This is a genomic window from Flavobacterium faecale (genome assembly GCF_003076455.1).
Classification (GTDB): domain Bacteria; phylum Bacteroidota; class Bacteroidia; order Flavobacteriales; family Flavobacteriaceae; genus Flavobacterium; species Flavobacterium faecale.
The window spans coordinates 120,778-139,828 of record NZ_CP020918.1; the positions used below are offsets into that span (position 1 = coordinate 120,778).

General features: G+C 35.5%; 17 protein-coding genes, 2 tRNA genes and 1 riboswitch. Of the genes, 13 read left to right on the forward strand and 6 right to left on the reverse strand.

Going from position 1 to position 19,051, the window contains the following annotated elements; all coding sequences use genetic code 11:
* Window positions 1-7 precede the first annotated feature (7 nt).
* From FFWV33_RS00565 to FFWV33_RS00580, 4 genes are all read left to right on the forward strand, one after another.
* Window positions 8-340, forward strand: coding sequence for a MerR family transcriptional regulator (locus FFWV33_RS00565; protein ID WP_108739085.1), 333 nt, complete (start codon window positions 8-10; stop codon window positions 338-340).
* 132 nt (window positions 341-472) lie between these two features.
* Window positions 473-1,066 carry a LemA family protein gene (locus FFWV33_RS00570; protein WP_108739086.1) on the forward strand — a complete coding sequence of 198 codons (594 nt, stop codon included), beginning with the start codon at window positions 473-475 and terminating at the stop codon, window positions 1,064-1,066.
* Window positions 1,067-1,112: 46 nt separating this feature from the next.
* The gene (locus tag FFWV33_RS00575) at window positions 1,113-1,550 is read left to right on the forward strand and encodes a TPM domain-containing protein (RefSeq protein ID WP_108739087.1); all 438 of its coding nucleotides are present in this window, start codon (window positions 1,113-1,115) and stop codon (window positions 1,548-1,550) included.
* 2 nt (window positions 1,551-1,552) lie between these two features.
* Window positions 1,553-2,398, forward strand: a complete 846-nt coding sequence (locus FFWV33_RS00580; protein ID WP_108739088.1) for a TPM domain-containing protein — start codon at window positions 1,553-1,555, stop codon at window positions 2,396-2,398.
* A 132-nt stretch (window positions 2,399-2,530) separates the two neighbouring features.
* Here the strand turns inward: FFWV33_RS00580 and FFWV33_RS00585 are convergent, their stop codons facing one another.
* The 3 genes from FFWV33_RS00585 to FFWV33_RS00595 are packed head-to-tail and all read right to left on the reverse strand — an operon-like array spanning window position 2,531 to window position 6,706.
* A complete protein-coding gene (locus FFWV33_RS00585) occupies window positions 2,531-3,643 on the reverse strand; it encodes a PKD-like domain-containing protein (RefSeq protein WP_108739089.1) in 1,113 nt (370 codons plus the stop codon).
* Between the two features lie 28 nt (window positions 3,644-3,671).
* Window positions 3,672-4,817, reverse strand: a complete 1,146-nt coding sequence (locus FFWV33_RS00590; RefSeq protein ID WP_108739090.1) for a DUF5074 domain-containing protein — start codon at window positions 4,815-4,817, stop codon at window positions 3,672-3,674.
* Window positions 4,818-4,849: 32 nt separating this feature from the next.
* Window positions 4,850-6,706, reverse strand: a complete 1,857-nt coding sequence (locus FFWV33_RS00595; RefSeq protein WP_245891606.1) for a TonB-dependent receptor plug domain-containing protein — start codon at window positions 6,704-6,706, stop codon at window positions 4,850-4,852.
* A gap of 301 nt (window positions 6,707-7,007) precedes the next feature.
* Window positions 7,008-7,234: riboswitch (cobalamin riboswitch) on the reverse strand.
* Between the two features lie 200 nt (window positions 7,235-7,434).
* On the opposite strand from FFWV33_RS00595, the gene FFWV33_RS00600 reads away from it, so the two are divergent.
* Window positions 7,435-7,848, forward strand: coding sequence for an RrF2 family transcriptional regulator (locus tag FFWV33_RS00600; protein WP_108739092.1), 414 nt, complete (start codon window positions 7,435-7,437; stop codon window positions 7,846-7,848).
* A 143-nt stretch (window positions 7,849-7,991) separates the two neighbouring features.
* Window positions 7,992-9,416, forward strand: a complete 1,425-nt coding sequence (locus FFWV33_RS00605) for an alginate export family protein (RefSeq protein ID WP_108739093.1) — start codon at window positions 7,992-7,994, stop codon at window positions 9,414-9,416.
* Window positions 9,417-9,534: 118 nt separating this feature from the next.
* Here the strand turns inward: FFWV33_RS00605 and FFWV33_RS00610 are convergent, their stop codons facing one another.
* Complete coding sequence (locus tag FFWV33_RS00610) at window positions 9,535-12,300, reverse strand: outer membrane beta-barrel protein (RefSeq protein WP_108739094.1); 2,766 nt, start codon at window positions 12,298-12,300, stop codon at window positions 9,535-9,537.
* Window positions 12,301-12,430: 130 nt separating this feature from the next.
* Entirely contained in the window at window positions 12,431-13,738 is a 1,308-nt protein-coding gene (gene der / locus FFWV33_RS00615) for a ribosome biogenesis GTPase Der (RefSeq protein ID WP_108739095.1), read from the reverse strand.
* Between the two features lie 107 nt (window positions 13,739-13,845).
* Here der and FFWV33_RS00620 point away from each other — a divergent pair, with 107 nt between their 5' ends.
* Window positions 13,846-14,343: a hypothetical protein gene (locus FFWV33_RS00620; protein WP_108739096.1), complete on the forward strand. Its 498-nt coding sequence runs from the start codon at window positions 13,846-13,848 to the stop codon at window positions 14,341-14,343.
* A gap of 228 nt (window positions 14,344-14,571) precedes the next feature.
* Here the strand turns inward: FFWV33_RS00620 and era are convergent, their stop codons facing one another.
* Complete coding sequence (gene era, locus FFWV33_RS00625) at window positions 14,572-15,456, reverse strand: GTPase Era (RefSeq protein ID WP_108739097.1); 885 nt, start codon at window positions 15,454-15,456, stop codon at window positions 14,572-14,574.
* 252 nt (window positions 15,457-15,708) lie between these two features.
* Between era and FFWV33_RS00630 the strand changes: the two genes are divergently transcribed.
* From FFWV33_RS00630 to FFWV33_RS00655, 6 genes are all read left to right on the forward strand, one after another.
* A tRNA-Met gene (locus tag FFWV33_RS00630) sits at window positions 15,709-15,781 on the forward strand.
* 26 nt (window positions 15,782-15,807) lie between these two features.
* A tRNA-Met gene (locus tag FFWV33_RS00635) sits at window positions 15,808-15,880 on the forward strand.
* Window positions 15,881-16,079: 199 nt separating this feature from the next.
* Window positions 16,080-16,334: a GIY-YIG nuclease family protein gene (locus tag FFWV33_RS00640; protein ID WP_108739098.1), complete on the forward strand. Its 255-nt coding sequence runs from the start codon at window positions 16,080-16,082 to the stop codon at window positions 16,332-16,334.
* 118 nt (window positions 16,335-16,452) lie between these two features.
* Complete coding sequence (locus FFWV33_RS00645) at window positions 16,453-16,707, forward strand: GIY-YIG nuclease family protein (RefSeq protein WP_108739099.1); 255 nt, start codon at window positions 16,453-16,455, stop codon at window positions 16,705-16,707.
* A 601-nt stretch (window positions 16,708-17,308) separates the two neighbouring features.
* Window positions 17,309-18,205 carry a helix-turn-helix domain-containing protein gene (locus tag FFWV33_RS00650; protein ID WP_245891608.1) on the forward strand — a complete coding sequence of 299 codons (897 nt, stop codon included), beginning with the start codon at window positions 17,309-17,311 and terminating at the stop codon, window positions 18,203-18,205.
* Window positions 18,206-18,292: 87 nt separating this feature from the next.
* Window positions 18,293-18,847, forward strand: coding sequence for a porin family protein (locus tag FFWV33_RS00655; RefSeq protein WP_108739101.1), 555 nt, complete (start codon window positions 18,293-18,295; stop codon window positions 18,845-18,847).
* The last annotated feature ends 204 nt before the right edge of the window (window positions 18,848-19,051 follow it).

Sequence of the window (19,051 nt, forward strand, 5' to 3'; positions counted from 1 at the left end):
AAAGAATATGCACATAGAGCTTTCTAAAGATAAAAGGTATTACAGTATTGGTGAGATTGCCAAGGCTTTTAATGTGAACGCTTCGCTGATTCGGTTTTGGGACAGTGAATTTGATATTTTAAAACCAAAGAAAAACGCCAAAGGAAATCGTATGTTTACGCCGGAGGATGTGACCAATTTGCAATTAATTTATCACTTGGTAAAAGAAAGAGGCTTTACCCTTGAAGGCGCCAAAACACATTTGAAAGAAGGACAAAAGAAAACCTTGGATAAATATGATATTATTCGAAAGCTTGAAAGCATAAAAGTGCAGTTGACGAATATTAAGAACGAAATTTAGCAAAAATCAAGTTCAAATGTCAATTGCAAATGTCAATTGCAAAATTCAATAGAAAAGAAGATTGAACTTACACATTTAAATTAAAAAAGTAATTAAAAACAATAAATAACAAATATTAAATTAAATAGAAAAATGGATTTTAAAAAATTTTTACCTTGGATTATTATTGCTGTAGTGGTATTTGCTGGTTATAGCTGGGTTAAAGGAATTAACAATACGGCAGTGACTTTGGGTCAAGACGTAGAACAATCTTGGGGAGATGTGCAAACGGCTTACCAACGTCGTAATGACCTTATTGGAAACTTAGTAAACACAGTAAAAGGTGCTGCTGATTTTGAAAAAAGCACATTGACAGCTGTTATTGAGGCTCGTGCAAAAGCAACGCAAACAACTATCGATCCTACAAACATTACACCAGAGCAATTGGCTGCTTTTAATTCTGCTCAATCTGGAGTAAGTAGCTCTTTGTCTCGTTTATTGGTAACTGTAGAAAAATATCCTGACTTGAAAGCAAATGAAAACTTCTTGAAATTACAAGACGAATTGGCAAGTACTGAAAATCAAATTTTGACGGCTCGTACTCGTTTTAACGAAGCTGCTAAACCTTATAATGTACATATCAAAACTTTCCCAAATTCATTATTTGCAGGTATGTTTGGTTTCAAAGAAAAAGCTTATTTCAACGCTGTTGAAGGTGCTGATAAACCGGTAGAAGTAAAATTCTAATTTCCCCCTAATCCCGCCGCGGCGGGGAATAAATAATTGAAAACATATGTCAAAAGTTGAAGATTTTTTAACCTCAGAAGAAGAAAATGCTATCGTAGCAGCTATTCAAACCGCAGAATTAAATACTTCGGGAGAGATTCGTGTACATATTGAAGACACGACTGATCTTGATCATTACGATCGTGCCTTGGCTGTTTTCAAATTGCTAGGAATGGACAAAACCCAACAAAAAAATGGTGTTTTGATTTACCTTGCCGTTAGTGATAAAAACTTTGTGATCTTAGGTGACGAAGGAATAAATGATATTGTTCCCGATGATTTTTGGGATAATACCAAAGATATCATGGTAGCACAATTTAAAACTGGCAACTTCAAACAAGGATTGATTGACGGAATTTTGAGCGCTGGTCAAGAATTAAAAAAACACTTTCCTTACACTAGCGACGACATCAACGAGTTGTCTAACGAAATTTCAAAAGGATAACAATGCAGAAATCAACTTTCAAAAAACAACTTTCAAAAAACAAAAAACAATTTTTAACAAAGGATTGGAGCGTGATACTTGCGCTCCTCCTTTTATTGAACAGTGGTTTTCTATTTGCTCAGTTTACAATTCCGGAGCCTCCAAAGATGCAAACTTCGGTCTACGATTATGCCAATGTTTTGAGCAGCATCGAAAAAGCACAATTAGAAGAGAAGCTCATCCATTATTCTGATAGTACAACCACTCAAATTGTTGTGATTACAATCGAAAGTTTGAAGGGAGAAGATATTGGAATTCTAACCCCAAAATGGGGACAGCAATGGGGAATTGGTGGAACCAAAAAAGATGACAATGGTGTTTTGATTTTGTTGGCTAAAGCTGAAAGAAAAATATGGATTTCACCTGGTTACGGTCTCGAAGATCGATTGACAGCTGGAATTGGTGGTGAAATCACCAGAAATATTATCATTCCTGAATTTAAAGCAGGTAGCTACTACAACGGACTAGACAAAGGTACCGATGCTATTATTGATGTTTTTAAAGGAAAATACAAAGGCCAACGCAAACAAGCTGAAAGTCAAGATTTCCCTATTCTACCTTTTATTATCATTATTGTGATTATCATAATTCTTGCCTCCAAGAATAAAGGTGGCGGTAGTGGCGGAAACTCTGGCAACCGTGGTGGCGGACCAAGCCTGCTCGATGCTATTATCCTAAGTAATTTGGGACGTGGCGGTGGTGGCTTTGGTGGCGGATCATCGGGTGGTGGTTTCGGCGGTGGCGGCGGCTTCGGTGGTGGATTTGGCGGCGGAGGTTTCTCTGGTGGTGGATCTGGCGGAAGTTGGTAAAGAAACATGCTAAACCTCAATTTTCATCAGAAACAATTGAAGCATAATTACAGAAAATAGAATGATAAAAATAGCAAAGAGGCTGCCCTATTCGGACAGCCTTTTTCACTTTAAATAAATATAATATCTATTTTATTGGATATTTAAATCTTTAAATCCTGCAACCTCAGTAGATTGTTCCCCTGTAGAAGTGTTTTCAGCTCGATTTGAATTATATACTTTTACAAAATCGACACCTTTTAACTGTACTGCTTTACCATCCTTATCTACTGCCCAGCTTATGTCAATTTGTGATTTAGCATCCGTATTAGACCAGTTATCAGCGTAACCAAATTCATAGGCTGGAGTAATCCAATAACTCGCTTTTACCATCGTTGATTTCAAAAATGTTCCTTTTAAAGTCAGTGTTTCACCTTTCCAATATGGAAAATAGCTTTGTTTGTGATACGCATTTTTAGAAAGATAGCCTGTTTGTTTCTGATTGTCTGTCCATTTTATATACTCTGGCTCAGTTGCATTTGCAGGTTCTTCTATAGGTTTGTAATAGGTGATTTCATAATTTTTAATTGTGGTGTCTTTATTGTATTCAGATCCTGCAATTTCATACCATTCATCATCTGCTAAACCATTTGCATTAGCATCGTATGAAACCATTATGATTCCAGGTTCAGCATTATTTGAAAAGGCATTTCCTAGTACAACAAAATCGTTCCCATCTTTATTAATCACCGTATGATCAAAACCAAAAGTCACGTAGCCTCCAAAACCACCTAATGTAATCATACTATTTGCAGTTAATTTTTCTTCTGCTTTCACTCTCATGGTCTCTGCTGTATCATCCTTTGTGGCTAGTGGCAAGACATTTATAAATTGGCCTGGAGCTGGCAAATATTCGAATACTCTCGTTATTTTATTGATATATACCTTGTCATTAACCGTAACAACAAAGGTTTTAACGGTTTCGCCGCCTTGATTCTTTGCTGTAAATTGAATTGTGTATGTTCCTGCTGCTACAAATACATTTTCAAAATTAGCCGTAGTATTACTTTCTTTCCCTTCAATAGACCAAGAATAAGTTGCTCCTTGATCATTTTTTACTTGTGGTTGTATACGCAACCATTGCATTTTGTCGATTGAGAAACCACCTGTAGGTTCTGTGATGGATATTTCTGGAGCACTAATTTCATCTTTAGAACAGGATGCTGTAAACAGAATGATCGATAGCGCAATAATAATCTTTTTCATTTTTTTATAAATTTATGTGTAATTGATTTTATTTTAATTTGTTTTTGAAGGCAATATGAGCAGGTATATCTCCCGTGGTCACCGTAAATTTGACTGTGCCTGTTGGCTCAACACAGTATAATTTTCCGGGAGAGACATAGTCACCAGCATCAGTGATGTAAACATTTTTTGAAATAGGATCAACTGCAATGCCGTATGGAGTTTGAATTAAATCACTTACTGATTTTGGCAAAAAACTAGTATCACTAACTGTCTCTGTTTTTATGTTTATCATGGAATATGTAGTTGTAAAATCAAAAGTGGTGTAACTAAACTCAGATCCAATTACATAAGCATTGTCGCCAACGATCGTTAAGTTGGCACATGCGATGTCAAATGTTTTTTTCACTACATCTGTTTTCGTATCGATGACAAATAATTTTGACGGAATTGCATAATAATCTCCCCTCGAGCTCACGTACAAATCACCTTCACTATCGGCTTTCAAACGATGAAGATTGATTGCAACATCAATATCTTTTATTTTAGTAAAAGTGGTCAAATCAATTACCGAAACAGTTCTCTCATATTTATCTGGATTATAGCCTCCCGAATTTGCCACATACAATTTTTTGCCCACCACAGCTACTTCTTCTGGCTGACGGCCTACTCGCACGGTCCTAGTTATTTTTAACGCCGTAGTATCAATTTCAGATACAAATCCGTATGGTGAATTATCTCCCAGCTGCACATCGCCATCATAGGCGCTCACATAGGCTTTGCCTGCAGCAAACGTGATGTAACGACAATTTTTCACATCAACAACTGCAAGGCGTTTTTCAGTAGTAGCATCTAATATTTCGACTTTATTAGAGTTATTTATGACGGCATAGATTTTATTACCATAGACCCCAATATCATTTCCAACATCTCCCAAACCCAAAGTAGCATCAGGATTGGCTTGGCTATAAATATTACGACGGTAGTTACCCGTTTTGTAATCATAATAATCCAAAGAAGCTTTATTCGAGCTCATATTCCCTTCGTTAAGAAGATAAAATCCCTCTACAAACACCACCGTTTCTGATGGTAACCCCACCACTTCTTCACCAATTGCAGGAGCGTCTTCTTGACAGGATATAAATCCAATTGCCACGAGTAACAACAGTAAACCTCTTTTGTAATTTGCTTTCATTCGAATTTTAGTTTAATTATTTATTTTTAGTTTTATAAAGAAAAGGAGATATTAAAGCGGTAGTTACGTCCTGGCATAGGAAAATTGAGGACTACATCATAATATTGATTGAAAAAATTATTCACCTCTACTCCTGTTTTCACTGGAAGATCAAATAATTTTCCGCTCCAAGCAACTGCCATATCACTTGTATACCATGGTTGCACATAATTTACAGGAATATTTGCCTTTTGACTGTAACGTGCTCCCGTGTACATGAAGCTATAATTCATTTGCCAATTTTTCCAATTTAATGAAGAGGTTAGCGTACCACTGTTGATGGGCGTATATGGAATTTGATCTCGATAGGTTGTTCCCGTTGAAGAGGTGATATCAATTGCTTTTTGGAAGGTATAGCTCAGCCCTAAGTCCAAAAATAAATCTGCGGGAAGCTTGAACACAAAATTGGTATTGACATCTATTCCTTTTATTTCGACCTCTCCCAGATTGACCATTGTCCATCGAAATAAATTGGCAGAAGGCATTGCTATAATTTTATCTTTGACTCTATTATAATAACCATCGACTTGAAAAGAAGCCGTTTGTAACAAACTTCCAGGTGCTATTACATAGGTTCCTCCAACATTATATTGCGTTGTAAACTCGGGTTTAAGGGAACTATTACCGATGAAGGTATAATACAAATCATTAAACGTTGGCATTCGAAAAGACTCTTTATAGAAAGTTCTCACACGAAAATTTTTTGTATTGAAAGGCTGATAGGAAGCTGATAAAACAGGGCAAAATATACGTTGACTATCTCCTTGCTGGTACTCTTTTACCTGCTCATCAACATAGGTACCCAGCAAATTTGCCTGAATGGTTAGGCGCTCCCAAGTCATATCACTAGACAAAGCACCCAAATACGAGTAGCGTGTAGGATACGGAAAACGGTATAAATTGGCATCTAAGGTATTGATTGAAAAATCAGTAGCCAAAGAGGTTTTCCACCATGAATTGATGGTATACAAATTAACCACCGATGCATAAAATTCATTTTGATAATATTTATTATCTAAAGTTCCTTGCAGTGTCTTGTAATCAGGATCACTGTAACGGCTGAAGTCTTTGCTAAACTTGACGTTAGCTAGCAGTTCAAACTTTTTTGCGTAAGAACTTTGAAACGAACCATGAACAAAAAAATTACGATCCCATTGTCTTTGCACATGCTCATAATTGTTAGCTACAATTGCACCAGGAAGCCCTCGTTCTGAATCATAAAAATAGGCCTTGAAAGTTGCTTTAGACGTTTCAGAAAATTTGGCATGATAAGTCAAATCAGTCCTAAAAGCCTCAATATCTCCATTTTGTCGCACGGCAGTAGTATCATAACCATATCGCTTTTGATATCTATATTTGTAGTGACCATCAGCTTTGGTCCAGTCCGTACTCACGGTTAGGGAACTATTTTCTGTTATTTTTTGTTCGAAAAGAAAAGCGGGGTTTACTAGACCAAAAGATCCCGTTTTGAATTTTAATCGTAAATTACTATTCTTATCATCCTTGAATTGGGGGGTCTTCGTTTTTAAATAAAGAGTATTTGATGCAAAAAATCCACGTGCAGGCTGAAAAATAGTTGATTTTTGACCATTGTACAATTCAATTGCCTCAATATTATCCAGTGAATATCTGCCTAAATCTACTTGCCCATTTTGAGCGTTGCTAATGCTCATACCGTCGTAGAAAACAGCTGTATGTGCGCTACCAAGCGAGCGAACATTAATTGTTTTTAGTCCGCCAATACCACCGTAATCTTTGAGTTGGACGCCCGAAAAATACCGAATGGCATCGGCCACAGAAAGACTATTAAGTTTATCGAGCTGTTTACCCGACAAAATTTGAACAGGCATCGGAGATTCAATTTTGAATTCTCGCTTGCTTGTATACAAAATCACCTCACTTAAATGGTGCGGTTTTAAAGAATCGGACACTGATTTTACAGCAATGCCATGCTTTTGCGAGTAGATTGGATTCAAAAATAAAACCCATACCAGCAACTGCACGCCACTATGTAAAAGCCAGGCATACCTTGGGCTACATAGACGCATAATAATGGCTATCTTTTTAAAAATAGTTTCTTTTGTAATTTCGAAAAATCAAAAAATAATTTTAATCATTCGTATTGTGCTGAAAGCTTTGGTCCGCGAAAGCTTCAATTTCTTGGCAGTGGCAGGTCTCCTGACTTATTCCCATTTTGAACCGCCTTCCCCTATTTAGAATCAAATAAAGTGGCAAAAGTTACGATTTCAAGAAAACTGAAATCTGTCAAAATGTTGCATGGAATTTACAGTAACGGGCTTGTTCAGGATTTGCACCTGATTTCCTCTTAGTTGAACTATACCGATTAGCATAGCCAAACCATTGCGAGCGCAAAAGTAAGTAAAGTAATCGTGTTAACAACCTAAAAAAAACAAAAACCTAATTTTCACCTTATTCATAACATTGAAAAAATAACCAACAACAACATCTCAAAAGTCACGGCAAAAAACAGGAATAACCAAAATAATATTGTGGCATTTATAATTTTATTTATCTTTAACTTTAATTTACTTCAAAACCACAAGAAGAAACCCAAGAGATGCTTTCACAAAAAACCAAATACGCCCTCAAAGCATTACTATATCTTGCGCAACAAGATGCCGATCATATTTCGAAAACGACGGCGATTGCAGAAGCAGCTAATATTCCTAAAAAATTTTTGGAACAAATTTTACTAGATCTAAAACGTGGCCATTTTGTAGGTAGCAAGCAAGGTAAATTTGGTGGCTATTACCTTTTAAAATCTGGAAACGAAATCACATTGGCAGATATTCATCGTTTATTTGATGGTGCTATTGCCTTACTTCCTTGTGCTTCGTTGAATTTTTATGAGCGTTGTGCCGATTGTACCGATGAAGCCGAATGCCTACTAAGACACGGATTAATGACCATTCGAGACGAAACTTTGAAAGCAATGAAAGACATTACTATTGCTTCACTAGTAAACAAATAAAAAAAATTACATTAAAACTCTACTAATTCGATAGGGTTTATATATATTTGCCGAAAATAAATGATTTAAAAAGTACCGTTTGCCATCCACTGAATAATTATTTATTGCAACACTATACTATTTCACCTTTGACAACGCATCCAATGAATACTAAAAAATTCTTGCTTTTTGCACTTACGCTCATCACATATACGAGCACTTTCGCTCAAAATTCTGATGATCTTTTAAACCTTTTAATTCGAAGAAATATCATTAAGCAGGTCGAAGCAGATTCTATACGAGCTACGTACAAAAACAAGCAAGTTGCCCCTTCAAAAGAGAAAACCTTTTTGGTCGATTTACAAGTAAGAAACAGAGCTGAATACCGCAATGGCTACTCAAATATACCTGCTGACAATAGCAGTGCGAGCGCTTTTGTAAATCAAAGAACCCGATTAAATTTTGAGTACAAACAAGGAACTGCATTTAATGCCGTCGTGTCATTGCAAGATGCCCGAGTTTGGGGATCGCATGATCCACGTGGTTTAAATGGAACAATTCAGCTTTTTGAAGGTTATGTTGAACCGAATATTACTCCCAATTTCTCTGTTCGAATAGGAAGACAACGCTTAGTGTATGACAATCAACGTCTCTTTGCCGAAAACGATTGGCGAGTAAATGGTAATAGTCACGATGCTATTACCTTTCGATACAAAAAAAATAAACTAAGCTCTGAGCTGGCTGGTGCTTTTAATCAAACTGCAGAACGCACTTTTGGCACCGATTACACCCCTACAGAGCTAAGCATAACACCTGGAAATGGCACCGCAGCCACTTGGACCAATTACAAAGCCTTGGCTGTACACTACCTCAAATATGATTTTGATTCACATGCAAGTATAACCACCATTATTGCATCAGACGCTTATCAAGATGTAGTAACAAAGGAACAAAATTACTGGCGCTTTACCTATGGTGGTCGACTGGAATACAAAACAAACCAATGGTATGCAACGGTAAACTGTTATCTCCAATCTGGTCGTAATAGTACCGGAAAAACAATACAGTCATGGTACATACAACCTGAAGTTAAATATAGCCCAACATCACAATTTGCTATTCGATTGGGTGCTGAAATTTTAAGTGGTGACAAAGGAAAAATTAGTGACGTAGACCATAGCTTTGTCCCACTTTATGGTGTTGCTCACCGTTTTAATGGATTTATGGATATTTTCACCAAATTCCCCTCTGATCTTAGCAACGCTGGATTAGTAAATCCTTATCTATTTATCAATAAGAAGCTAACAGACAAAGTAGAGATTAGCTCCAACAATCATTTGTTTTATACCCAAAGAAGCTTTCATACTACAACCAATCAACCTTTGACCAAATTCATGGGTTATGAGCATGATCTAGTCGTAACCTATAAACCCAATAGCTATACACATCTTGAGAGTGGATTTTCTATAGCACTACCTACCGAAGCCATGACAACTATCAAAAAAACAGGCAATCCAGACCGTGTTGCTACGTGGGCGTACCTACAAGTGAAGTTTACGCCAAGATTATTTAAAAGTACGACCTATTAAGCAAAAAAGCCTCGATTTCTCGAGGCTCTAAAGATGCAATGCGTTAACCTAATAAAATCATAAACCAAAATAACTTTATTGACATTACATCAACCAACTAACCAATTATATTTTAAAATCACATATCACTGCTATTTTCTCTATGCCTACCCGACTTTCTTGATTTAGACTCACTCATTCCGCCAAAGTTTTTAATTTTATAAATCAAAGAAAACATGGCGTAGCGTTTCAAAACGGTATTTTCTTCATCACGTATTGACGTATCTGTAATAGATCGTGTGTATCCTTGATTTTGGTTTAACAAGTCAAAAACCTTCATTCTGGCCGTCAACCTTTTGTCAAGAAAAGTATACCCCAAACTCATATTCCATAATTTATAATCATTTCGATACCCATTACCAGAATTAGAATTGTAACTGTACCCAAAATCATTACTCAATACCCATTTAGGACCAAAATAATTGGTTGCTCTTAGATTTAATTTATGAACAACATTAGATCTTTTGTTGATAGAATAATTTTTATAATTGGATTCTACATAGGACAGATTATACGATGGCGCTACAGAGAACAACTCACCATAATTATAAGAGAAATAGGCTCGTGGCGTTATTGCTAAAATTCTTGCATCATAAAAAACATTATTAACAAAGCCTTTATCAAATGAATAATCAGTTTTAAAAGCCAGACCATAGCGGTAACTATTTCCGTCGCGCTTTTTGTAGGTATTCCAATTGGCACCCAAACTAGTTTTGTAAATATTATTGATATTTATAAAAGTAGTGGAGCTCGTTCCGTCTGTAGCATACACTTTTGTCGAAATGATATCACTATCAATGATATCTGCTTTCATAAAAATGCTATATCCAGAACGCTTTTTCATATTATAATTTCTAAAATTAAAATTGAGGCTGTGCTTTTTTATCGGTTCCAAATCAGGATTTCCTACCACAGTATTCACTGGACTACTTATATCTGTCACGGGTAGCAACTGGTACGCCGTTGGTAAATTAACACGATAATCATACTTTAGTTGTGCATAATTTGATCGATCTACTTTATACTTAAATTGTGAATGCCATTCGGGTATAAAGTAATTCGTTTTTAAATTGGTCGTACTACCCAGATACAACGAACTATTGTCATACTGAATGACTGAAGTATTGTTACGAATATTAAACGAAAAAACTTTATCATCATAAAAAAAGCCCATTTTTGGGGAAATCAATCGCTGTTTTGACGAAATATAACTTGATTGGGCATCATTGAACAAAGAATAGGAATCTGAGGTTGTATCAAAATTAAATGTTTTTTCATCTGTACTTCGATTGTCTGTTTTATAGTCTGCACCTACTCGCAACCTAACCACATTTGACAATGGCTCTGTGTATTCCAATTGGCCATAATACAAATCTCGTTGAATAGTATTATCATTTAACTGGTTTCTTAACTTTACGTTTCCACTCGTAAAAGATTTGGTACTGTTGTCATTAAAACCCAATAAATCATTTTTTGAGTTACTGTTTGTAAAAGAAAAGCTTAAGTTGCGTGCTCTTTTTGCGAAGGTCTTATTAAAAGTTAACTCGTTATCAAAACTTAGCAAATCTGTATTTTTCGAGTAAGTTCCAGTATTTTCATTAAGCAAAGCCCCTGCTTCATTACTAGAAATACTTGACGAGGTCCCACTACTTTTATAATTCGATTTTCTAAGTTTTGGTTCAAAAACAATCTGAGTGTTTTTTGTCGGCTTGTAGGCCACCTCAAAATTAACCTTATGATTGGTATTTTCAGTTTTTGCATCACTGTCAGATGCTGTAGTAATATTTCCCGTAGGCAAAAATCGTGTTTGCGTCGATTTTTTAGCATTTGTATTTGCACTGTTATTAAAGGAATAATCGCCTGTAGTTTCTAGCTGCTCAGACCATTCGTTAAAATAATTAAAACCAGCTAAGTTGGTAGTCGTGATTCCTTTTCTCGAAATTGTAGCTCCCACATCACCGTTAGAACTCCCCTTATCTTCCCCAAAAGCTTCATCGATTGAGAAACCAGATAAGTTGATATTATTTGTAGATCCAACTGCGCTTATTCGTTGCTTATTATCAAATTGATTGACCAAGAAACTCCCTTCATACCGATCATCACTACCATATCCTCCCAGGAATTTTCCAAAATAACCTTTATTCTTCTTTTCATCAATAGTCAAATTGACACTCAAAAAATCAGAGGCAGCATCATCTCCCGCTAGCTCTTCTTTTTTGGTTTTAAAGTCAGAAACTTGAATTTTATTAATAATATCCGCAGGCAAATTTTGCAACGCAATAGCGCCATCTTTACCAAAAAAAGCTTTCCCATTGACCAAAATCTGACTTACCTCTTTCCCGTTGACCGTTATTTTACCTTCGTCATCAATTACAAAACCAGGTAATTCTTTCAGCACCGCATCCACATTATCATCTGGACGTACCTTGAACGATGACGCATTATACTCTAATGTATCTTGCTTCACTACCATTGGCGATGCAGTTGCTTTGATCACAACATCTTTTAATACATTTTCGGTACTAAATAAATATATTGTACCCAAGTCTCTGTTTTCAACAATTCCAGAAAGCTCATCCTTATAGTTCTCATGACCAACATAGGATACATTCAAAAAAACGGGATTATCATATTTTTTTATTCGAATTTTAAACATTCCGCCATTATCCGTGGTAGTACTTCCTAATTTCAAGGAATCCTTCACTACCGAAAAATAGACATTGGCAGCTTCTAGAGGTTGCTGCGTATTGATATCCAAAATCTGACCTTGTACAAAATAGCTTTCCTGTCCGTAACTTAAAAATGATAAAAATAAAAACAGAACTACTAATTGGCTTTTCAACATGATTTATTTTGGTTTGGTAAATAGTACACGTTGGACGATTAAAAACTAAAAAGGTTTAATCCAAAGTAAAAAAAATACCCCAAAAAAGCAATTTGCTCTTTTGGGGTAGTATTTATAAGTGATAATTTTATTATTTTTCTCTGATGTAAATATCAATTGGCACACCCGAAAAATCCCAATTATCTCTAATTTTGTTTTCAAGGTAACGCTTGTATGGCTCTTTTACATACTGTGGCAAATTGGCAAAAAACACAAACTGAGGTGTTTTAGTTGGCAACTGCATACAATATTTAATTTTCACATACTTCCCTTTGGTTGCTGGTGGAGGATACGCTTCAATAATTTTCAACATATAGTCATTAAATTTTGAAGTCGGAATACGCTGCTGTCTACTTTCGTACACTTTTACAGTTGCTTCCAAGGCTTTCAATAAACGTTGTTTGGTCAATGCCGACACAAAAAGAATTGGCACATCTGTAAATGGCATTAATTCTTCTCTAATTTTATCTTCGTAATCACGGGTAGACATGGTATCTTTTTCTACCAAATCCCATTTATTAACCAAGATCACAACACCTTTACGGTTTTTTTCAGCCAACCAAAAAATACTTTGATCTTGCCCTTCAAATCCACGAGTGGCATCAATAATCAAAATACAAATATCTGCATGCTCAATCGCACGTACCGAACGCATCACAGAATAGAATTCTAGATCCTCTTTCACTTTCGCCTTACGACGAATTCCAGCAGTATCTACCAAGTTAAATTCAAAACCAAAACGGTCAAATTTTGTATCAATTGCATCACGAGTTGTACCTGCAATATCTGTAACAATATATCTTTCTTTACCAATCAAAGCGTTGATAAAACTAGATTTTCCAGCATTTGGACGTCCTACAACTGCAAAACGTGGCAAGTCTGAAGCATCTTCAACTTCTGGTTTCTCTGGAAAAGCTTTAATCAAAGCATCCAATAAATCCCCTGTTCCACTACCTGAGATACTTGCAAATGTGTAATACTCACCCAGTCCTAGGTTGTAAAACTCAATTGCATCTTTCTCACGCATGGCATTATCTACCTTATTAACAGCCAATAACACTGGTTTTTTAACCTTACGTAACAATTTTGCCACAGTATCATCCATCGGCGTAATTCCTTCCTCAACATCAACAACAAAGATGATTACATCTGCCTCGTCAATGGCCAATTCTACTTGCTTGCGAATCTCTCCTTCAAACACATCATCAGATCCACGCACATATCCACCTGTATCAATCACCGAAAACTCTTTTCCGTTCCACTCGCTTTTACCATAGTTTCTATCACGGGTAACTCCCGAAACCGAATCTACAATAGCTTCTCTTCTTTGTATCAGCCTATTAAAAAGGGTTGACTTCCCTACATTAGGTCTTCCTACTATCGCAACAATATTATTCATAATCTATTTTTCAATTATACGGCAAAGGTAGTGTTTAAAAGCTTGCGTTTCATTTTTTTTGATATATTAGCACAACCGCAGTCACTTAACACCAAAATTAACCACCTATGGAAGTCGATCATGAAGTTAGACTATTGCTCCGTTTTTATAACGATGTGCCCCAACCAGCTACACAATTAGAACAAAAATTCAAAGATTTCAAAGCCTTAAAAAACGACAAGTACTTCGTCAAAACAAGTCGGGATCACGTTTGGCTACACATTATTGGACCCGAAAAAAAATATTATTCGCCCCACTTACACCTTGAATTTGAGCCAACCGCCGAAAACCAGACGCATATACGAGGCTTGTATGGGCCAGATCAAACATTATGGACCTTTTTCATGTTCCTACACTTTATCCTGGGCGGTCTTTTCCTAGTATTTTTATGCGTACTATACTCCAATTATATTCTGAAAAACGACCTGATGCTCGACTACTTTGTCTTAGGCATTCTCCTATCTGTTTGGATCATACTCTATTTCGTAGCGCGCCAAATTCGACATAACGGAAACGATCAAATGAAGGAACTCGAAAAATTATATTTAAAAATAATAGAAAATTAGTTTTCAGAAGCCACTCCAGCTCTTCATTCCAACTCCTCGCTCAAAAAGGAGTTGTTGCAATGTGCTTGCAGGAGCTTCCTCCGGTCGCTCTGCAACCCCAGCAACAACAACCTTTTTTCACTGCGGGGTTTCCATTTCGATCTGGGCTAAAAAAAAACCAGGATTAGAAATAAATTCCAATCCTGATTTAAATTTTAATACCTGAATATTCAAAAGTAGTACCGTTTTTTAATTCTGATTATATCCAAAACGCTTTAACATATTAGCGTTACTTCTCCAATTTTTATTTACTTTCACGTATAGCTCGATGTGAATTTGCTTCCCAAAGAATTTCTCTAAATCCTCACGAGACTCCACTCCTACTTTTTTCAAAGCAGCACCTTTATGACCAATAATGATTCCTTTTTGGGTTTCGCGCTCTACCATTATCAAAGAACGAATCTTGATTATAGCATCTGTTTCAACAAACTCCTCAGTCACAATTTCAACTGCATACGGAATCTCTTTACTATAATTCAATAAGATCTTTTCACGGATAGTTTCATTTACAAAGAAACGTTCCGGTTTATCAGTCAATTGATCTTTTGGATAATAAGCTGGCGATTCTGGTAGCAATTCCAAAATACGTCCAAAAACCTCAGGAACATTAAAGTTCTTCAAAGCCGAAATTGGATAAATCTCAGCATTAGGTACTTTCTCCGTCCAAAAAGCAACTTGTTCCTCTAATTGTTCTTGGTTTGAATTGTCAATTTTATTCAACAACAACAAAACTGGAATTTTGGAGTGTATAATTTTATTAAAAAAAGCTTCATCTTTCAAATCTTGTTCTCCAATCTCAACCATATAGATTAAGATATCTGCATCTTCAAAAGCCGATTTTACAAAATTCATCATCGACTCCTGCATTTCATAAGCAGGTTTAATGATTCCAGGAGTATCCGAAAGAATCAATTGAAAATCTTCTCCATTTACAATCCCTAGAATTCTATGTCTTGTAGTTTGTGCTTTTGAGGTAATAATAGACAATCTTTCCCCAACAAACGCATTCATTAGCGTTGACTTCCCTACATTAGGATTCCCTATAATATTTACAAAACCTGCTTTGTGTGCCATTTCCTTAATTTTTTTAATACTGCAAAGGTAATCATATCAAGTCAATACATGAAATAAAACATTTTTTTAAATTTACCGTTGCTAATCTCAAATTTATATGTATCTTTGCACCCGAAACAATAAGGAAATGCAGTAGCAACCTAACTGAATCACATCCTTGAAAAAGGAAAATAAGTTCTGAAAACATTTTGTGTAATACGACTAAACAAAGCTAGCCTAGCAACGTTTAAAAAGCACAAGTTTATAATATATCGCGGGATAGAGCAGTAGGCAGCTCGTCGGGCTCATAACCCGAAGGTCACTGGTTCGAGTCCAGTTCCCGCTACTAAGTTTATTAAATTTACCGTACATCGCGGGATAGAGCAGTAGGCAGCTCGTCGGGCTCATAACCCGAAGGTCACTGGTTCGAGTCCAGTTCCCGCTACTAAGAAAGCTTCACAGAAATGTGAAGCTTTTTTTTTATATTATATTTTACATTATAAAAAATATAATTTATAGTAAACAACTTGGAGGACTCGTATCCGCCGCGGCGGACACTAGTTCGAGTCTCCGCAGCGGCGGACTACTAAGAAAAACACCAACTTATTAAAGTTGGTGTTTTTTCGTTTATAAAACTTTTTACCATGGATGAATTTGTTGCTTACATCTTATATTCTGAAAAATTCGATAAAAACTACACCGGATTTACATCCAACCTTATTGAACGTTTTAAATCTCACAACGAACTAGGTACCAAAGGACACACCTTGAAATTCAGACCATGGGGCGTAATTCATGTCGAGTTTTTCAACTCTAAATCGGAAGCGATGAAAAGAGAAAAATATTCTAAAACTGGTATTGGTAGAGAATTTATAAAAAATCTAATTTATAGTAAATAACTCAAAGGACTCATATCCGCCGCGGCGGACACTGGTTCGAGTCTCCGCCGCGGCCGACTACTAAGAAAAACACCACCTTATTAAAGTTGGTGTTTTTTCGTTTATAACACTTTTTATCATGGAAGAATTTGTTGTCTACATTCTATATTCCCAAAAATTCGATAAAAATTACACTGGATTTACATCCAATCTTATTGAACGTTTTAAATCTCACAACGAACTAGGTACCAAAGGACACACCTTGAAATTCAGACCATGGGGCGTAATCCATGTCGAATTTTTCTCTACCAAAAGTGAAGCTATGAAAAGAGAAAAATATTTTAAAACTGGTATTGGTAGAGAATTTATAAAAAATCTAATTTATAGTAAATAACCTGGAGGACTCATATCCGCCGCGGCGGACACTGGTTCGAGTCTTCGCAGCGGCGGACTACTAAGAAAGCTTCGCAGAAATGTGAAGCTTTCTTTATATATGTTTGTTTTTTAAAAACTTTATTCATCTTTGATCAAGCACAAAACTTATGGTCAGGCAAATAATTTAGTTCATCCAAATAGAAAAACCCACTTTCGTAACAGTACTACATTACTTTCCAAATACTCTTTACTTTTACCTTGTAAGTTCTTTCAGCTTAAAGAATTTTTAGTTAATCATTTCTTAAGTCATTAAAAAAGTCATCCGTATTACTATAAATTCGCCTTATCAATCAGAAAAGCAACTTTTATATCAAAAAAAATTGATTTACACAGCACTTTTAAATATTGCGATTTTTCAGGGAATTGTCTTAGGATTTATTATACTAAAGTCTTCCTTATTTAATAGTAATTCAAATAAATACCTGGCTTATTTGTTATTTACACTGTCAATAGAATTACTGAAACATGTTTGTGAAATTCAACACGTATTCACCTCCTACCCTTTTCTGCAATTTATTGATGACATAGAATGGGTTTTTCTAGTACCTACTTTTCTCTTTTTGTTTACAATCAATCGCACCGATAATCCTTCAAAAGGTAGACAACGAATTTTTTGGTGTTATATTCCATTTACTTTGTCAGTCTCTCTTGCATTAACAAGCAATCTTGAGCATATTACTGGGACGGCTACTATCTCTGACACAGGAATGTTAATTATCCAAATATTTAGTTTAATTCACTTTTTGCTAGCTATTACATTCATCCCATTTCTTACGGTATATACTTTTTTTAAAATCAAATATTTAAAAGATCCAAAAGAAGAAAAATGGATTCTAACTTTAATAACCATAATCTCCTTAACACTGCTTGCTTGGCTTAGTGCCGCACTAGCGGGCTTAATTTTTAATTATGATATTACTCACACCATGAGTGTTTTGGCTTTGGTGGCAACATTTTTAATTCACTGGATAGCCTATATGGGAATTTACAAATATAAACTTGCCAATAATAAAGATGCTATTGCTACCTTTTTAAATACAGACTCAACTCTTTCCCTCAGCAGTCTTTCAATCACAGAAAATGGCCAAACCGAAGATCGCAAGGACGCAATAACAGCAGACAATCTATATTATCAAAAACTTGAATCCCTGTGTAGAGAGCAGCATATATACACCGACAACACTTTAAACAGAGAAAAAATTGCCGAAAAACTAGGCATTAGCGCAGGGTACCTCTCTCAAATTATAAATTCTATAACAGGAGACAACTTTGCCAACTACATCAACAACTATAGAGTTGAAGCTGTAAAAGAAATGATTTCAAATTATGAATATGACAACTATAATTTATTGACCATGGGATTGGAATCTGGTTTCACTTCTAAGACAACTTTCTACAATGCTTTTAAAAAAGCAACTGGTCAAACACCAAACGAATATAAAAACACAATGAAATAAGTACCATTTTATACACTTTTAAGCTTTTGAAACCTTTTACAGTACTGTTTGCCTGACTTTTGCATAAAACAATTCAAAACACACTTTATGAAAAAAATTTTGACACTAGCTATACTTACAGTTTTAGGATTTACAAATGTTACTGCCCAAAAAATTAAATTTGGTATTAAAGGAGGTTTAAACTTTGCAAATATTAGCGGAGACAACACCAAAGATGCTAGTACTGTAACAGCATTCAATTTTGGCGTTTTATCAGAAATTCCACTTTCTGATAAATTTTCTTTTCAACCCGAGCTCCTATATTCTGGTCAAGGATATAGTTTAAATGATAAGACAATTGCCTTAGGTTATTTAAATGTTCCTTTGATGGGGAAATATTATGTTTCAAAAGGATTCAGTGTAGAAGCTGGACCACAAATTGGCTATTTATTATCTGCTAAAAACGAAAGCCTAGATATAAAAAATTCCCTTAAGACTGTAGATTTTGGAGTCAATTTTGGACTAGGATATAAACTAGAAAATGGACTGAATTTTGGCGCGAGATACAACATGGGAGTATCCAACATCAATAAATCGGACTATAGCGCAGATAAAATTAAAAACGGAGTACTTCAGTTGTCAGTCGGTTACTTCTTTTTCTAAATCATAAAAACACCAACAGATTTTACCCTAAAACCTTATTTTAGAATTCATTAATCTAGTTAAGTCTAACAACCAAAAATCCTTATTCTTTTATAGAATAAGGATTTTTTTTGCTACTTTCCCAAACCGAAAAAGGCTACTTCTTTATAATCTTCATATAATACGATTTACCATTCCAGATTTCATCACAAAAAACATCTAAGA

What these genes read in the sequence shown, in the direction of transcription:
- FFWV33_RS00565 (WP_108739085.1), top strand. Translation starts at nt 8, where the DNA reads ATGCACATAGAGCTTTCTAAAGATAAAAGGTATTACAGTATTGGTGAG.
- FFWV33_RS00570 (WP_108739086.1), top strand. Translation starts at nt 473, where the DNA reads ATGGATTTTAAAAAATTTTTACCTTGGATTATTATTGCTGTAGTGGTA.
- FFWV33_RS00575 (WP_108739087.1), top strand. Translation starts at nt 1,113, where the DNA reads ATGTCAAAAGTTGAAGATTTTTTAACCTCAGAAGAAGAAAATGCTATC.
- FFWV33_RS00580 (WP_108739088.1), top strand. Translation starts at nt 1,553, where the DNA reads ATGCAGAAATCAACTTTCAAAAAACAACTTTCAAAAAACAAAAAACAA.
- FFWV33_RS00585 (WP_108739089.1), bottom strand. Translation starts at nt 3,643, where the DNA reads ATGAAAAAGATTATTATTGCGCTATCGATCATTCTGTTTACAGCATCC.
- FFWV33_RS00590 (WP_108739090.1), bottom strand. Translation starts at nt 4,817, where the DNA reads ATGAAAGCAAATTACAAAAGAGGTTTACTGTTGTTACTCGTGGCAATT.
- FFWV33_RS00595 (WP_245891606.1), bottom strand. Translation starts at nt 6,706, where the DNA reads ATGCCTGTTCAAATTTTGTCGGGTAAACAGCTCGATAAACTTAATAGT.
- FFWV33_RS00600 (WP_108739092.1), top strand. Translation starts at nt 7,435, where the DNA reads ATGCTTTCACAAAAAACCAAATACGCCCTCAAAGCATTACTATATCTT.
- FFWV33_RS00605 (WP_108739093.1), top strand. Translation starts at nt 7,992, where the DNA reads ATGAATACTAAAAAATTCTTGCTTTTTGCACTTACGCTCATCACATAT.
- FFWV33_RS00610 (WP_108739094.1), bottom strand. Translation starts at nt 12,300, where the DNA reads ATGTTGAAAAGCCAATTAGTAGTTCTGTTTTTATTTTTATCATTTTTA.
- der (WP_108739095.1), bottom strand. Translation starts at nt 13,738, where the DNA reads ATGAATAATATTGTTGCGATAGTAGGAAGACCTAATGTAGGGAAGTCA.
- FFWV33_RS00620 (WP_108739096.1), top strand. Translation starts at nt 13,846, where the DNA reads ATGGAAGTCGATCATGAAGTTAGACTATTGCTCCGTTTTTATAACGAT.
- era (WP_108739097.1), bottom strand. Translation starts at nt 15,456, where the DNA reads ATGGCACACAAAGCAGGTTTTGTAAATATTATAGGGAATCCTAATGTA.
- FFWV33_RS00640 (WP_108739098.1), top strand. Translation starts at nt 16,080, where the DNA reads ATGGATGAATTTGTTGCTTACATCTTATATTCTGAAAAATTCGATAAA.
- FFWV33_RS00645 (WP_108739099.1), top strand. Translation starts at nt 16,453, where the DNA reads ATGGAAGAATTTGTTGTCTACATTCTATATTCCCAAAAATTCGATAAA.
- FFWV33_RS00655 (WP_108739101.1), top strand. Translation starts at nt 18,293, where the DNA reads ATGAAAAAAATTTTGACACTAGCTATACTTACAGTTTTAGGATTTACA.